This is a genomic window from Oleiphilus sp. HI0128 (assembly GCF_001635365.1).
The window spans coordinates 1-1059 of the sequence record NZ_LWGG01000200.1 but is presented as its reverse complement, the minus strand read 5'-3'; the positions used below and the strand labels follow the sequence as shown (position 1 = coordinate 1059).

The 1059-nt window shown below is 41.6% G+C and carries 2 protein-coding genes; both read right to left on the bottom strand.

Annotation, left to right across the window (positions count from 1 at the left end; all coding sequences use genetic code 11):
• Positions 1 to 551, bottom strand: a 551-nt coding sequence (locus A3763_RS02600) for an amino acid ABC transporter ATP-binding protein (RefSeq protein ID WP_231872078.1), incomplete at its 3' end; no start/stop codon positions are given.
• Between the two features lie 21 nt (positions 552 to 572).
• A partial coding sequence (locus tag A3763_RS02595; protein WP_156494846.1) for an amino acid ABC transporter permease occupies positions 573 to 1059 on the bottom strand: 487 nt, incomplete at its 5' end.

Below are 1059 nucleotides of genomic sequence, written 5' to 3'. Positions count from 1 at the left end.
GAGGTTGGTTCATCGAACAGCATGATTTGAGGTGACATACAAAGAGATCGTGCAATCGCTACACGTTGTTGCTGACCACCCGATAACTGACCCGGGTACTTAAGTGCTTGGTCTGGAATCTTCACTCGCTCCAGATACTTCATTGCAATCGCTTCGGCTTCCTCTTTGGGTTTTTTCTGTACCCAAATTGGCCCAAGCGTCAGGTTTTCTAAAATGCTCAAATGGGGAAACAGATTGAAGTGCTGAAAAACCATACCGACTTCACGACGGATCGCTTCGATATTCTTAACGTCTTCGATCATCTCAACACCATTCACAACCAAAGACCCTCTTTGAAACTCTTCCAGTCGGTTGATACAACGAATCATCGTCGATTTACCTGAACCAGATGGTCCACAGATAACAATTCGTTCACCCTTTTTGACACTTAAGTTTATATCTTTGAGCACATGGAAATTGCCATACCATTTATTCAGATCTTTAATTTCAATAACGTTATCTTTACTGCCCAGAACCTCAGAGTTTTGGCTTTTTACATCTGTTTTCATCATTAATCTCCGTAGTAGACAGCGCTATTTATTATTATGGCTGGTATCCAGCTTGCGTTCGATATTACTGCTGATCATTGACATACCAAAGCAGCAACACCAAAAGACCATAGCGACAAATAAGTAGCCTTCCGTTGCATGTCCCCCTAACCAGTTTGAGTTATTCAAAGCAGTTTGAGTGGTACTGAGCATTTCAAATATACCGATGATCAAAAGGAAGGTAGTATTTTTGAATAGCATAACGAAGGTAGCAAGAATATTGGGCATCGATACTTTGATCACCTGGGGCAATATAATCAGCAAAGTTTTCTGCCAATAACTTAGGCCAAGCGAGTCAGCGGCTTCGTATTGCCCTTGGGGAATTGCTTGAAAGCCACCCCTAAATACTTCTGCCATATAGCCCGACATAAATAGAATCAGAACAATCCACACCCTAAGTAATTTATCTACGCTGGTGCCTTCAGGAAAAAATAATGGCAGCATTACCGAGCCCATAAAAAATAGGGCTAAA